Annotated in this window: 5 protein-coding genes; 2 read left to right on the top strand and 3 right to left on the bottom strand. The window is 63.3% G+C overall.

Translation table 11 applies throughout. The features are described from left to right. Nucleotides 1-154: 154 nt before the first annotated feature. Complete coding sequence (locus HYE77_RS26460) at nucleotides 155-739, bottom strand: TetR/AcrR family transcriptional regulator (RefSeq protein ID WP_177069832.1); 585 nt, start codon at nucleotides 737-739, stop codon at nucleotides 155-157. Nucleotides 740-873: 134 nt separating this feature from the next. On the opposite strand from HYE77_RS26460, the gene HYE77_RS26455 reads away from it, so the two are divergent. After that, nucleotides 874-2,046, top strand: coding sequence for an MFS transporter (locus HYE77_RS26455; protein WP_102369571.1), 1,173 nt, complete (start codon nucleotides 874-876; stop codon nucleotides 2,044-2,046). Here the strand turns inward: HYE77_RS26455 and HYE77_RS26450 are convergent, their stop codons facing one another. Together HYE77_RS26450 and HYE77_RS26445 are read right to left on the bottom strand one after the other, a co-directional pair. Further along, nucleotides 2,047-2,403, bottom strand: a complete 357-nt coding sequence (locus HYE77_RS26450; protein WP_003208166.1) for a type II toxin-antitoxin system HicB family antitoxin — start codon at nucleotides 2,401-2,403, stop codon at nucleotides 2,047-2,049. Next, on the bottom strand, nucleotides 2,400-2,651 hold the full coding sequence (locus HYE77_RS26445) for a type II toxin-antitoxin system HicA family toxin (protein ID WP_063028501.1): 252 nt from the start codon (nucleotides 2,649-2,651) through the stop codon (nucleotides 2,400-2,402). Before HYE77_RS26445 ends, HYE77_RS26450 begins: the two co-directional genes overlap by 4 nt. A gap of 209 nt (nucleotides 2,652-2,860) precedes the next feature. On the opposite strand from HYE77_RS26445, the gene HYE77_RS26440 reads away from it, so the two are divergent. After that, a complete protein-coding gene (locus HYE77_RS26440) occupies nucleotides 2,861-15,229 on the top strand; it encodes a non-ribosomal peptide synthase/polyketide synthase (RefSeq protein WP_177069830.1) in 12,369 nt (4,122 codons plus the stop codon). Nucleotides 15,230-15,316: the final 87 nt, after the last annotated feature.

Genomic DNA, 15,316 nt, shown 5'->3' with positions numbered 1-15,316 from the left:
CGAGCCTAGGCGAGGCGCCGACAGGCGGGGCAGAGCCCTTTGCTTACTTTGGGGCTTTTCCAAAGTGAGCCGCTGTAAGAGCGGAACCATAGGTGGCCGTTACCTAAATAATGGATATGCCCCCCTGGATCCTGACCACCCCCGCCGCACTCGTTCAGCGAACGGCATCGGGCTTCAACCCGCGCAACAACAACTCCAGCCCTCGCAGAGCCTCTTCCAGCCGCACACCCGAGTCTCCATCCTGGGCGATCCACAGCGATGCGCTCACCAGGCTGCCATTGATCAGCCTCGCCAGCGCCTGGCTGCACGCCTGCTCGACTAGGTCCGCCTGCATCAAGTCATCGAGCAACCGGCGCAGCGAGTCCACGCATTGCTGCTGGTCAGTTGCGCCCAGCACCGCCGGGGCATCCTGCAATACGATGCGCTGGACCTCGGGATCCTGAGCCATACGCAAATAAATCCGGCAGCGCTCGCAAAACCCTTCCCAAGGATCAACCGCCTGCTCCGAGATACGCTGCAGGCTCGCGTCCATTTCACCGTCGAGCTGCGCAACCACTGCCGCGAGCAAGCCTTTCTTGTCGCCAAAATGATGGTACAACGCACCCCGGGTCAGGCCGGCGCGAGCGGTGAAATCGTCCATCGACGTCTGGGCGTAGCCTTGTGTGGCGAAGGCCTGGCGGGCGCTGGCGATCAGGCGGGCGCGGGTGTCTTCGATCATGTCGGCACGGGCTCGGCTCATGGGTAAGGCTCACAATAGGTGATTGACATACGACGCGTATGTTACGCATGATTTGTCACATACGCACCGTATGTATTTTGCCCCGAAAACCTCGAATAGCAAGTTTCAGGGCGCTCAGGAAGAGGTTACACACCATGGCAAACCCCTACGCCGAGCTGTTCCAGGCGCCAGGTTCCAGGGCTTTTGTATTGGCGGGCATGCTGGCCCGCATGCCGATCTCCATGACCGGGATCGGCTTGATCACCATGCTGTCGCAAGTGCACGGCGGTTACGGTTTGGCCGGTGCGGTGACCGCTACCTTCGCCCTGGCCACCGCGTTTTGCGCGCCCCAGGTCTCACGGTTGGTGGACCGTTATGGCCAGGGCCGGGTGTTGCCGGTGGCCGCGTCCATCGGCGGCGGCGCGCTGTTGCTGCTGTTGCTCTGCACCCGGGTGCAGGCGCCAACGTGGACGCTGTTCGTCTTTGCCGCGCTGGCCGGCTGCATGCCCAACATGTCGGCCATGGTGCGGGCGCGCTGGACCGAGCTGTATCGCGGCCAGCCCAAACTGCAAACGGCGTTTGCCCTGGAGTCGGTGCTCGACGAGGTGGTGTTCATTATTGGCCCGCCGGTCTCGGTGGGTCTGTGCGTGCTGCTGTTCCCCGAAGCGGGGCCGTTGATTGCCGCGCTGTTTCTGGCAGTGGGCGTGACCGCCTTTGTGCTGCAACGCCAGACCGAGCCACCGGTGCATGAACATCACGCCGAGCACGGCCGTTGGCTGATTGCCTCGCCCTCGGTGTTGATCCTGATGGTGCTGTTGATGGCCATGGGCATCATCGTTGGGGTGGTGGATGTGGTCAGTGTCGCGTTCGCCCAGCATCAGGGCCAGCCCGCCGCGGCGAGCATTGTATTGTCGGTATACGCCATCGGTTCGTGCCTGGCCGGGCTGGCGTTTGGTGCGCTCAAGTTGAAAGCACCGCTGCCGCGCCAGTTCTTGTACTGCGGCGTGGCCACCGCCGTGACCACGCTGCCGTTGTTGCTGGTGACGAATATTCCGGGGTTGGCAGCCGCGATCTTCATCTCCGGCCTGTTCTTCGCCCCGACCCTGATCGTGTCCATGGCCCTGGTGGAACAAATCGTTCCGCCCAGCCGCTTGACCGAAGGCATGACCTGGCTGATCACCGGCCTGAGCATCGGCGTGGCCATTGGTGCTGCCAGCTCCGGCTGGATGATCGACCGCTTCGGCGCACCCAGCGGGTTCTGGGTGGCGCTGGCGGCGGGTGCGGTGGTGCTTGGGGCGGCGGTGCTGGGGTATCGGCGGCTGGGGTGATTACCCGGTCACCAGTGCGCCGCGATGTTGCAGGAATTCGTTCAGCGCCTGGCGCGTGAGATCGTTCAACGTGACTTTTTGCCGGGTCGCGGCAAGCGCGGCGGCCAGGTGGAGGTCATGGCCGACACGGACGTTGAACGAACCCTTGCAGGGCTTTTCCGGTGCTTGCCCAAGGGCCTGGCAGGTCTCGATGTAGTCGTCCACGGCGGTGCAAAAGGCGGCGTCCAGTTCGGCGACGGTTTTGCCCTCGTAGCTGACCAGGGCCTTGATGAAAAGCAGCTTTCCGAACAGGCAGTTGTCTTCGATGCTGGCTTCGATGGAGCCGATGTAGCCTTTGTGTTTCAGCTGGTTGTTCACTGAATCAGTTCTCCTGATTTCAATTGTTCGATGATCTGGCGCCGAATGTAGTGTTTCAGTTCGTTGCCGGGGTGAGGCTTGTGCAGGGTGATCATTGCACTGGGGTCGCCTATGTCGAACCTGACCCGGCTACCCGCCCCTTCGATTTGCGTGTATCCCAGGCGCCGCAGCAGCGTGACGAGTTCGGGCCAGGTAAAGGCCGATTGCTCATTGAGCAGTTTGGCCAGCAGCTTTTCATTTTTCGACACGGCGATTCTCGCCTGCAACTAAATGTAGTTGCAATTGATGGGTTGCGTCAATGATAGGACAGCCGCGCCGAGCCTCTCGGTGTTTGATGTAACCCTTGATGACACCGTGGTCTGCGCCCCCAATCCCCCGCTAATTTTTCCCTTCCGGATTCGTTTTATAGGGACGACGTGCCTTTGTGCTTCCTGCCTATTGCCCCGGATCCCAAGAAATGAACGCTGAAGACTCCTTGAAACTTGCTCGCCGGTTTATCGGGTTGCCCCTGGAAAAACGCCAGATGTTCCTCCAGGCGCTACACAAGGAAGGGGTGGATTTTTCCCGGTTTCCGATCCCGGCAGGGGTGGAGGCCGAGGACCGGCAGGCGCTGTCCTATGCGCAGCAGCGGATGTGGTTTCTGTGGCAACTGGACCCGGCCAGTGGCGCCTATAACCTGCCCGGCGCGGTACGGCTCAAGGGCGCCTTGAGCCTGCCGGCGATCGAGCAGGCGTTCGCCAGCCTGGTGGCCCGCCATGAGACGTTGCGCACGGTGTTCCAGCGCCAGGCGGATGATCGTCTGTTGCAAGTGGCCGCGCAGTCGCCGCTGGTTGTCGAACAGTTGGACTTCAGCGCCCTGGCACCCGCCGAGCGTGAGCAGGCGGTGATGCAGGCCGCTACCCGTCAGTCGCTGTTGCCCTTCGACCTGGCCAACGGCCCGCTGCTGCGGGTGCAATTGCTCAAGCTGGCCGAGCAGGAACACGTGCTGCTGCTGACCTTGCACCACATCGTGTCCGACGGCTGGTCGATGAACGTGCTGATCGACGAGTTCATTCGCTGCTACGACGCCCATGAGCGTCATGAGCTGCCGCCACTTGCGCCGCTTCCGATCCAGTACAGCGACTACGCCCTTTGGCAGCGTCGCTGGCTGGAGGCGGGAGAACAGGCCCGTCAGTTGGAATACTGGCAGGCGCGGCTGGGGGATGAGCACCCGGTACTGGAACTGCCCATCGACCATCCACGCCCGGCGATGCCCAGCTACCAGGGCACCCGGCATGACTTTGCGATTGATCCGGCGCTGGCTGCGCAGTTGCGCAGTTGCGCGCAAAAACACAATGTGACCTTGTTCATGTTGCTGCTCGGCGCGTTCAACGTGCTGCTGCATCGCTACACCGGGCAGGGCGACATTCGGGTTGGCGTGCCGATTGCCAACCGCAACCGCAGCGAAGTCGAAGGGCTGATCGGTTTCTTCGTCAATACCCAGGTGTTGCGCACCGAACTGACCGGGCAAACCCGCGTCGACGAGTTGCTGCAAGGCATCAAGGAACACGCGCTGGGCGCCCAGGCCCATCAGGAATTGCCGTTCGAACGCCTGGTAGAAGCCTTGAAAGTCGAGCGCAGCCTGAGCCACACACCGCTGTTCCAGGTGATGTACAACCATCAGCCGCAAGTGGCGGACATCGCCGCGGTCAACACCGCCTCCGGGCTTGAACTGTCCCTGGTGCAATGGCAAGGCCGTACCACCCAGTTTGACCTGAGCCTGGACACCTACGAGAAGTCCGGCACCCTGCACGCCGCGCTGACCTATGCCAATGACCTGTTCGACGCCGCCACCATCGAGCGCATGGCCCGGCACTGGCTCAGCCTGTTGCAGGCGATGGTCGCCGATGGCAGCCAGCGCATCGGTGAACTGCCGATGCTCGCCGCCGCAGAGCAGCACGTGCTGGTGCATGACTGGAACCAGACGGCCGAGGCGTACCCGACCGAACGTGGCATCCACCACCTGATCGAAGACCAGGTACAACGCACTCCGCACGCCGTTGCCCTGGTGTTCGGCGCGACGCAGTTGACCTACGCGCAGCTCGACGCGCGCGCCAACCAGTTGGCCCATGCCCTGCGCGAGCAGGGTGTTGGCCCGGACGTACTGGTGGGGATCTGCATCGAGCGCTCCATCGAAATGGTGGTCGGCCTGCTGGCGATTCTCAAGGCCGGCGGTGCCTACGTCCCGCTGGACCCTGAATACCCCCGCGAACGCCTGGCTTACATGATCGAAGACAGCGGCATCGGGCTGCTGCTCAGCCAGCAGGGCCTGCTGTCGACCTTGCCGGTCGACGGCATCAACGTCATCGCACTCGACCAGGCACAAGGCTGGCTCGACGATTACGGCCGCGAGCCTCTGGCCGTCAACGTGCACGCGCTGAACCTCGCCTATGTGATCTACACCTCCGGCTCCACCGGCAAGCCCAAGGGCGCAGGCAACAGCCATCGTGCGTTGGTCAACCGCCTGTGCTGGATGCAGCAGGCTTATGGCCTGGATGCCAGCGACGCAGTGTTGCAGAAAACCCCGTTCAGCTTTGACGTGTCGGTGTGGGAGTTCTTCTGGCCGTTGATGAGTGGCGCACGGCTGGTGGTCGCAGCACCCGGCGAGCATCGCGAGCCGGCTCGCCTGATTGAGACCATTGGCGAGCACGCTATCACCACGCTGCACTTCGTACCGTCGATGCTGCAGGCATTTATCCACGAGCCGGGCGTGCAGGCCTGCGCCAGCCTCAAGCGCATCGTATGCAGTGGCGAGGCGCTGGCGCTGGATGCGCAGTTGCAGGTGTTCGCCAAGCTTCCGGGCGCCGGGTTGTACAACCTCTACGGCCCGACGGAAGCGGCCATCGACGTCACCCATTGGACCTGCATCGACGAAGGTGCCGACAGCGTGCCCATCGGCCGCCCCATTGCCAATCTGGGAACCTACATCCTCGACGCGCAACTCAACCCTGTGCCGGCAGGCGTCAGCGGTGAGCTTTACCTCGGTGGCACCGGGCTGGCCCGCAGTTACCACCGGCGCCCGGCGTTGACCGCCGAGCGTTTTGTGCCGTGCCCGTTCAATGACGGCGCGCGGCTGTACCGGACCGGCGACCGGGTGCGCCAGCGCGCCGACGGTGTGATCGAATACCTCGGCCGCCTCGATCATCAGGTCAAGCTGCGCGGCCTGCGTATCGAGCTGGGTGAAATCGAGACCCGCCTGATGCAACACCCGCTGGTGCGCGAGGCCGTGGTGCTGGTGCAGGGGGGCAAACAGTTGGTTGCTTACCTGGTGCTGGAGGGAGGCGAGCCTGCCACGCCGTGGCAACCGGAGCTCAAGGCGTGGCTGTTGAACAGCCTGCCGGAATACATGGTGCCCACCCACCTGATGCCGCTGGTGAAATTGCCGGTGACCGCCAACGGCAAGCTCGACCGCAAGGCCTTGCCGTTGCCGGACGCTGCGCCGCAGCAAGCGTTCGTGGCGCCACAGGATGCATTGCAAAAAGCCCTGGCGGCGATCTGGGAGGATGTGCTTGGTCTTGAGCGCGTCGGCCTCGAAGACAACTTCTTCGAGCTGGGCGGCGATTCGATCATCTCCATCCAGGTGGTCAGCCGTGCGCGGCAGGCCGGCATCCGCGTCAGCCCGCGTGACCTGTTCCAGTACCAGACCGTGCGCAGCCTGGCACTGGTCGCCACCCTCGATAAACGCTCGGCGGTGGATCAGGGGCCGGTGAGCGGTGATGCCGTGCTCGGGCCGATCCAGCAGCATTTCTTCAGCCGCGGGATGCCGGTGCGCGAACACTGGAACCAATCGCTGCTGCTGACTCCCCGTGAGGCCTTGAATGTGCAGTGGCTCGATACAGCGCTGACGCACATCATCAATCACCACGATGCCTTGCGCCTGCGTTTTACCGAAAGCACCGAGGGCTGGCAGCAAAAACACGATGCTCCAGTGGCCAGCGCTGATCTGTGGCTACGCGATGCCGAGTCGGCGGAACACCTGAATACCTTGTGCAACGAGGCGCAGCGCAGCCTTGACCTGCAAAACGGCCCGCTGTTGCGAGCCTTGCTGGTCACGCTGGCCGATGGCAGCCAGCGCCTGGCGCTGATCGTTCACCACCTGGTGGTCGACGGTGTGTCCTGGCGCGTATTACTGGAAGATCTGCAGCAGGCTTACGAACAATTGGCGGCAGGCGGCGGCATTGAGCTGCCGCCGAAAACCAGTGCATTCCAGGGCTGGACTGCGCGGCTCGAACAGCAAGTGCAGCGCTTCGATGAACAACTGATGTACTGGAAAACCCAGCATCAGGATGCGAAGGATCTGCCGTGCGACCGACCTGACGCCAGCCTGCAAAATGCGCAGGGTGAAAAAATCGAGTGGCGACTCGACGCCGCACGGACCCGTCAGTTGCTGCAACAGGCGCCCGCCGCGTACCGCACGCAGGTCAATGATCTGCTGCTCACCGCGTTGGCCCGCACCATCAGTCGCTGGAGCGGTCAGGCAGGCACGCTGATCGAGCTTGAAGGCCATGGCCGCGAAGACCTGTTCGATGACATCGACCTGAGTCGCACTGTGGGTTGGTTCACCAGCCTGTTCGCGGTCAACCTCACCGCCAGCGATGACCTCGACGGTTCGATCAAGTCGATCAAGGAGCAACTGCGCGCGGTGCCGGACAAAGGCCTGGGCTATGGCGTGCTGCGTCATCTGGCGTCCCCGGCAGTACGCGCCGAGCTGGCGGCACTGGCGCCACCGCGGATCACCTTCAACTACCTGGGCCAGTTCGACCGTCAGTTCGACGACGCGGCCTTGTTTGTGCCGTCTGCCGAAACCAGCGGTGTGGCACAGGATCTGGCGGCACCATTGGCCAACTGGCTGACGGTTGAAGGCCAGGTCTATGGCGGCGAACTGTCGATGAGCTGGGGCTTCAGCCGCGAGATGTTCGACAGCGCGACAGTGCAGCAACTGGTGGACCGCTATGCCAGCGAGCTGCATGCACTGATCGAACACTGCTGCACCTTGCCGGCCGCGCAAGCCACGCCATCGGACTTCCCGCTGGCGCGGGTGACCCAGGCGCAACTGGATGCGCTGCCGGTGCCGGCCGGTCAGCTCGACGATCTCTATCCGCTGTCGCCCATGCAGCAAGGGTTGCTGTTCCATACCCTGTACGAACAGGCGGCGGGTGAGTACATCAACCAGTTGCGCGTCGACGTGCAGGGCCTGGATCCCGAGCGTTTCCGCGCGGCTTGGCAGGCCAGCGTCGATGCGCAAGACATCCTGCGCAGCGGTTTCGTCTGGCAGGGCGAGCTGGCGCAACCGCTGCAGATCGTGCACAAGCAGGTGCAACTGCCGTTCGCCACCCTGGATTGGCGGGCCCGCGACGATCAGCCGGCGGCTCTCGCGACGCTGGCCGATGCCCAGCGAGCGCAAGGTTTTGACCTGGCCTGTGCGCCCCTGCTGCGCCTGGTACTGGTGCAGACCGGCAGTGACCAATGGCACCTGATTTACACCCATCACCACATCCTGATGGACGGCTGGAGCAACTCGCAGTTGCTCGGCGAAGTATTGCAGCGCTATAGCGGCCGCACACCGGCGAATGCCGGCGGCCGCTATCGCGACTACATCGCCTGGCTGCAACGTCAGGACGCCCAGTTGAGCCAGGACTTCTGGAGCGAACAACTGGCCGCGCTGCAAGCGCCGACCCGGCTGGCCCGCGCGGCCACCGCTGGCGAGCGCCATCGCGGTCACGGCGATCATTACCTGACGCTGGACGAGCAACGCACCCAGGCGCTGGAAGCGTTTGCCCGCCAGCAGAAAATCACCGTCAACACCCTCGTGCAAGCCGCGTGGCTGCTGTTGCTGCAACGCTATACCGGGCACGAAGCGGTGGCGTTCGGCGCGACCGTGGCTGGACGTCCGGCAGACTTGCCCGGCATCGAGCAACAGGTCGGCCTGTTCATCAACACCCTCCCGGTGATCGGCGCACCGCGTCCCGATCAAAGCGTCGGCCAATGGTTGCAAACGGTGCAGGCGCAGAATCTCAGCCTGCGTGACTTCGAACACACGCCGCTGGCGGACATCCAACGTTGGGCCGGGCAGGGCGGTGAAGCGCTGTTCGACAATATCCTGGTGTTCGAAAACTATCCGGTAGCCCAGGCGCTGAGCCAGGCCGGGCAGGGTCTGGTGTTCGGCGATGTGGGCAACCTGGAACAGACGCACTACGCGTTGAGCGTGGCGGTGACCCTCGGCCGGCAGCTGGCGTTGCATTACAGCTTCGACCGCGGCCAATTCGCGAGCGAGGTGGTCGAAGGCATCAGTGCGCATTTGCTGCAACTGCTTGAGCAGTTTGCCGAGTCGGCAGAACGCAACCTGGGTGAAATCGCCCTGGCAAGCCGCGACGAACAGGCCCGCCAGCAAGCGCAGAACCATCCACAGCCGTACCCGGTGGACATCGGCGTGCATCAGCGCATTGCCACCCTGGCGGCCGAGCGCCCGCAACGCACAGCGGTGATTTTCAACGATCGGCAGTTCAGCTACGGTGAAATCGACCAGCGCGCCAACCAACTGGCCCACGCGCTGATCGCCCGCGGCGTTGGCGCTGAAACCCGTGTGGGTGTGGCGTTGCCGCGCAGCGAGTCGGTAATTGTGGCGTTGCTGGCGGTGCTCAAGGCCGGCGGCGCTTATGTGCCGCTGGACACCCTCTACCCGCGCGAGCGCCTGGCCTACCTGATCGAGGATTCGGGGCTGGCGCTGCTGATCAGCGATTCGTCGGTGTCGGCGCAGCTGCCGGTTGCCGAATCGGTACCCTTGCTGGAGCTGGACCGTCTTGATCTGCGTGAGCAGTCGATCAAGGCACCCTCGGTGCAGCTCGACCCGCACAACCTTGCGTATGTGATCTACACCTCCGGCTCCACTGGCAATCCGAAAGGCGTCAGCGTTGCCCACGGTCCATTGGCCATGCATTGCCAGGCCATCGGCCAGCGCTATGAAATGCGCGACAGCGACTGTGAGTTCCACTTCATGTCGTTCGCCTTCGACGGTGCCCACGAGCGCTGGCTGACCAGCCTGACTCACGGGGCTTCGCTGCTGATTCGCGACGACACGCTGTGGACGCCGGAGCAGACCTACAACGCCATGATCGAACACGGCGTGACCGTGGTCGCGTTCCCGCCGGTGTACCTGCAACAACTGGCCGAACATGCCGAGCGCGTCGGCAATCCACCGAAGGTGCGCATCTATTGCTTTGGCGGTGACGCGGTGCCGAACGCCAGTTTCGAGCGGGTCAAGCGTGCGCTCGATCCGGACTACATCATCAACGGCTACGGCCCGACCGAAACCGTGGTCACCCCGCTGATCTGGAAGGCCGGTCGCGAGGTGCCGTGCGGTGCTGCCTACGCGCCGATCGGCAGCCGCATCGGTGACCGCAGCGCCTATGTGCTCGACACCGACCTGAACCTGTTGCCCCAAGGCATGGCCGGTGAGCTGTATCTGGGGGGCACCGGCCTGGCCCGTGGGTACCTCAACCGACCGGGGCTGACCGCCGAGCGTTTTGTCGCTGACCCGTTCAGCGCCGCTGGCGGCCTGCTTTACCGCACAGGCGACCTGGTGCGCCAGCGCGCCGACGGCACGTTCGACTATCTGGATCGTATCGACAATCAGGTGAAGATTCGCGGCTTCCGCATCGAGCTGGGTGAGGTCGAAGCGGGGCTGCAAGCCCTTCAGGGTGTGCGCGAAGCGGTGGTCGTGGCCCAGGAAGGCAGCGCCGGCAGCGGCAAGCGCCTGGTGGCCTACGTGGTCGGCGATTCAACCCGTGCCGGTTTCAGCGAAGACCTGCGTGCGCAGCTCCAGGCTTCATTGCCGGCGCATATGGTGCCGGCGTATGTCTTGTCTCTGGAACGCATGCCGCTGACACCGAACGGCAAGCTGGATCGCAAGAACCTGCCCAAACCGGATGTCAGTCAACTGCAACAAGCCTACGTCGCTCCGCGCAACGCGCTGGAGCAGCAACTGGCGACGATCTGGCAAGACGTGCTCAAGCTTGGGCAGGTGGGCATCAGCGACAACTTCTTCGAACTGGGTGGCGATTCGATCATTTCGATCCAGGTGGTCAGCCGTGCGCGGCAGGCGGGGATTCGCTTCAGCCCCAAAGACCTGTTCCAGCACCAGAGCATCCAGGCGCTGGCCGTGGTCGCACAGACCGGTGAGACGCTGCCGTCGATCGATCAGCGACCGGCAACCGGCACCACGGTGCTGTTGCCGATTCATCAACAATTCTTCGCTCAGGAAATTCCCGATCGTCACCACTGGAACCAGTCGGTGATGCTCAAGCCGGCGCAGGCACTGGATGCACACGCACTGGAGCAGGCGCTGGAGGCTTTGGTGGCGCATCACGACAGCTTGCGCCTGGATTTCGTCGAACGGGCTGACGGCTGGTCGGCACACTACCGTGACGTCGCGGCGCACACGGATCAAACGCTTCTGTGGCCAGTGGAGGTCGCGGACCTCGCAGCCCTTGAGGCACTGGGTGACGAAGCCCAGCGCAGCCTGCAATTGAACGGTGGTTCGCTGATACGCGCGGTGCTGGCGAACCTGGCGGACGGCACTCAACGGCTGTTGCTGATTATCCATCACCTGGTGGTCGATGGCGTGTCGTGGCGGATTCTGTTCGAGGATCTGCAGAACGCCTACCGGCAAATCCTTTCAGGCGCAGGTGTGCAGTTGCCGGCCAGGACCAGTGCGGTCAAGGCCTGGGCGGCGGCATTGCAGGGCTACGCCACAACCCCTGCGCTGCAGGCCGAGCTGGGTTTCTGGCAACAACAGTTGCAGGGCGCTTCGCCAGCCTTGCCGTATGACCGTCCGAACGGCGGGCAGCAACATGATCAGGTCCTGACCTTTCGTAGCAAGCTGGACCGGGCCCTGACCCGCCAGCTGTTGCAGGATGCGCCGGCGGCCTATCGCACCCAGGTCAACGACGTATTGCTGACCGCGCTGGCGCGGGTGATAACGCGCTGGACCGGTGACGACAATGCGTTGGTGTTGCTTGAGGGGCACGGTCGCGAAGACGTGTTCGAGCACATCGACCTGACCCGTACCGTGGGCTGGTTCACCAGCGTGTTCCCGGCGCGGCTGTCGCCGGTTGCGGATCTCGCTGGGTCGCTCAAGCAGATCAAGGAGCAGCTGCGGGCAATTCCGCATAGGGGCATCGGCTTCGGCGCACTGGCGTACCTGGGCGATGAACAGACACGGGAGTCTCTGCAAGCCTTGCCGCTACCGTGCCTGACCTTCAACTATCTCGGTCAGTTCGACGCCAGCTTCGATGCCGCCGCCGACGCCCTGTTTGTGCCGACCGGCGAATCCGGCGGTGAAGAAGTCAACCTGCAGGGGCCGCTCGGCAACCCGCTGGCGCTCAACAGCAAAGTCTTCGGTGGTGAACTGGACCTGACCTGGACCTACAGCGGCGCGATGTTCGATGCCGCGACCATCCAGCGCCTGGCCGACGACTATGTGCAAGAACTGACGGCGCTGATCGGCCATTGCTGCGACAACGCCAACCGGGGAGTGACGCCGTCGGATTTCCCGTTGGCGCAACTGTCTCAGGCCCAACTCGATGCGCTGGTGCTCGAACCTCAAGGCATCGACGACATCTACCCGTTGTCACCGATGCAGCAGGGCATGCTGTTCCACACCTTGCTCGAACAGGGGAATGGCGATTACATCAACCAGATGCGCCTGGATATCGATGGCGTCGATCCGCAACGCTTCCGCGCGGCCTGGCAAGCCGTGGTGGATGCCCATGACATCCTGCGTACCGGGTTCATCTGGCAAGGCAATCTTGAACAACCGATGCAGGTGGTACAGCGTCAAGTGCAGGTGCCGTTCCGTGTGCTCGACTGGAGCGGTCACGCCGATCGGGATGCGGCACTGCAAACCCTTGCCGATGAAGAGCGCGCCCAAGGCCTGGACCTGAACTGCGCGCCCTTGATGCGCCTGGTACTGGTACGCACGGCAACTGATCGTCATCACCTGATCTACACCAACCATCACATCCTGATGGATGGCTGGAGCAGCGCGCAGTTGCTCGGCGAAGTGTTACAGCACTACAGCGCAGAAACCGTGGCACGACCCGTTGGCCGGTATCGTGATTACATCGCGTGGCTGAAGCGGCAGGACGCATCGCTCGGCGAAGCGTTCTGGAAGGAGCAGTTGCACGCCCTGGATGGACCGATTCGCCTGGCGCAGATGTTTGCCCGTCCGGCGCAGGGCATCGCCACCCACCTTTACGCTCACCACCACCTGCACCTCGATGAGCAGCAAACGCGCCGTCTGGGCGACTTTGCCCGAGAGGCGAAAGTCACCGTCAACACTGTGGTCCAGGCTGCGTGGCTGTTGCTGTTACAGCGTTACAGCGCAAAGTCCTGCGTCGCCTTCGGCGCAACCGTGTCGGGGCGCCCGGCGGACCTGGCAGGCGTCGAGCAACAGATTGGCCTGTTCATCAACACCTTGCCGGTCATTGCCAGCCCGCGCTCCGAGCAGAGCCTGGGGGATTGGCTGCACAGCGTCCAGGCGCAGAACCTGGCGTTGCGGGACTTCGAGCACACCGCGTTGTTCGATATCCAGCGCTGGGCGGGGCAGGGTGGTGAAGCGCTGTTCGACAACATCCTGGTGTTTGAGAACTATCCGATTTCAGAAGCCCTGGAGAAAGGTTCGCCTCAGGGTCTGCGCTTTGGTGCCGTGGGCAATCTGGAGCAAACCAACTACCCGCTGACCCTGCTGGTGGGCCTGGGCGCCGAGCTGACCGTGCAGTTCAGCTATCAATGTGCGAGCTTCACACCTGTGTCGGTGGAGCAGATCGGCGTGCACCTCAAGCGTCTTCTGCTGCAAATGAGCAGCGATGCCGCACGCCCACTGGGTGACCTCACGCTGTTGGACCCGAGTGAAACCCGCCAGCAATTGCAGGACTGGAACGCCACCGCAAGCGTCTACCCGGGCGAGCACTGCATTCATCGTCTGTTTGAGGCGCGGGCACGGCAGACGCCGGATGCCACGGCGCTGCTGTTTGCTGATCAGGCGCTGACCTACGCTCAACTCAATACCCAGGCCAATCGCCTGGCGCATCGTTTGATTGAACTCGGTGTCGGCGCTGACCAACCGGTGGGTATCGCCCTTGAGCGTGGGGTGGACATGATCGTCGGGCTGCTGGCGATCCTCAAGGCCGGTGGCGCCTACGTGCCGCTCGATCCGCACTATCCGGTGGATCGCCTGGCCCACATGATTGAAGACAGTGGGTTGCAGTTGCTTCTGACCCAGGCATCGTTGCTGCGCCAGTTGCCGATTCCGGCAGGGGTGCACACCGTCTTGGCGAGTGCAATGGATGAATCGGTCAGCCCTGAACAGGCGGCCAATCCGCAGGTGTCGGTGGACGGCGATAACCTGTGCTACGCCATTTATACCTCGGGCTCTACCGGCAAGCCCAAGGGTGTGATGGTACGCCATGGTGCCCTGGTGAATTTCGTTGCCAGCATGGCCCGCGAACCAGGCATCGAGGCAAGTGACCGCCTGCTGTCGCTGACCACCTTCTCGTTCGATATTTTCGGCCTGGAACTGTACGGCGCGCTGTTCAGCGGTGCGGCCGTGGTGCTGGTGGACAAACAGAGCGCCCACGACCCTGAAGCATTGCTGGGGATTATCGAACAGCAGCAGGTCAGTATCGTGCAGGCCACGCCGTCGACGTGGCGCATGTTGCTTGAGCATCCCATGGCCGAGCGTCTTGCCGGACGCACATGCCTGTGTGGCGGCGAGGCATTGGCCGAGGACCTGGCCGAGCGCTTGCTGGCGGTCGCAGGCCCGGTCTGGAACCTCTATGGGCCCACGGAAACCACGATCTGGTCGGCGGCTTATCCACTGACCACAGACAAGCGCTTGCCTTACCTCGGCCGGCCGATTGCCAACACCTCGCTGTACATCGTCGGCGAGCACTTCGCGCCGAACCCTGTCGGGTTGATCGGTGAATTGCTGATTGGCGGTGATGGCCTGGCGCGCGGGTACCACGAGCGGCCGGCGCTCACCGCCGAACGCTTCCTGCCGGATCCATTTGGTAATGGCACACGGCTGTACCGCACCGGTGACCTTGCGCGACATCGCGTCGACGGTGTGATCGAGTACATCGGCCGGGCAGACCACCAGGTGAAAATTCGTGGCTTTCGCATCGAGTTGGGAGAGATCGAAGCGTGCCTGTTGGCGCAGGACGCGATCCGCGAGGCGGTGGTGGTGCCTCAGCAAGGGCCGGGTGGCACGCAGTTGGTGGCCTACCTGATTGCGGCCGGTACTGAGGCGGCCGAGGCGCAGTCGTTGGTGGCGCTGCGCGACGAGCTGAAGGCGCGGCTCGCCTGCGACCTGCCGGACTACATGATTCCGGCGCACTGGATGCTGCTTGAGCGCTTCCCGCTGACGCCCAACGGCAAGCTGGACCGCAAAGCCTTGCCGCTGCCCGACGCCAATCAGTTGCTGCGGGCCTATGTGGCGCCGCAAGGGGCGCTTGAGCAGAGCGTCGCACAGATCTGGCAAGAGGTGCTCAAGCTTGCGCGGGTAGGGCGCGACGACAACTTCTTTGAATTGGGCGGGCATTCCTTGCTGGCGACCCAAGCGACAGCCCGCCTGCAAATGGAGCAAGGCGCAGCCGTGCCCCTGGACCTTTTATTTCGAACCCCATCGCTGTCGGAGTACGCCGCGCAACTGGCGGTGCACCTGACACCTCACTCCAGCGAAGACTTGAGTGAGATGCATGACTTCCTGGCAGACCTGGAGACCCTTTGAAAATGACTCAGCTCGATAACCTGTCTCTGGTTCAGCGATTCATCCGTTTGCCGCTCGCCCAACGGCAAGCGTTCCTGCAAAAGCTGC

This window comes from Pseudomonas sp. IPO3774 (genome assembly GCF_013386835.1).
Taxonomy (GTDB): Bacteria; Pseudomonadota; Gammaproteobacteria; order Pseudomonadales; family Pseudomonadaceae; genus Aquipseudomonas.
This window is presented reverse-complemented; position numbering and strand designations above follow the sequence as displayed.

What these genes read in the sequence shown, in the direction of transcription:
- HYE77_RS26440 (WP_177069830.1), top strand. Translation starts at nt 2,861, where the DNA reads ATGAACGCTGAAGACTCCTTGAAACTTGCTCGCCGGTTTATCGGGTTG.
- HYE77_RS26455 (WP_102369571.1), top strand. Translation starts at nt 874, where the DNA reads ATGGCAAACCCCTACGCCGAGCTGTTCCAGGCGCCAGGTTCCAGGGCT.
- HYE77_RS26460 (WP_177069832.1), bottom strand. Translation starts at nt 739, where the DNA reads ATGAGCCGAGCCCGTGCCGACATGATCGAAGACACCCGCGCCCGCCTG.